Genomic DNA, 243 nt, shown 5'->3' with positions numbered 1-243 from the left:
CTGCTTTGCAGGGTTTTTTTTCTTTGTCTACTTTTCATTTAAAAAGTGAGATGGTACAGTAAATAAAAGAAAGAGGAGGAAAAAATATGATTCAACGCTTTATAGAACTCGGAGAAGGCTACTCTGATTTATATGAATTACTTGAAATTGCCAAAGCAAATCAAGAACGTATAACACATATGTTACAATTTGAAACGATTAAAAATGAAAAAAGAGTGTGCTCACTTGTTGTAATATTAAAAC

1 protein-coding gene is annotated in these 243 nt (G+C 30.0%); it reads left to right on the top strand.

Going from position 1 to position 243, the window contains the following annotated elements:
• Positions 1–86: 86 nt before the first annotated feature.
• On the top strand, positions 87–243 hold a 157-nt coding region (locus SB658_RS26800; protein ID WP_486308227.1), incomplete at its 3' end, for a DUF7147 family protein.

The sequence above is a fragment of the Bacillus sp. SIMBA_008 genome (assembly GCF_046535495.1).
Taxonomy (GTDB): domain Bacteria; phylum Bacillota; class Bacilli; order Bacillales; family Bacillaceae; genus Bacillus; species Bacillus subtilis.
This window is presented reverse-complemented; position numbering and strand designations above follow the sequence as displayed.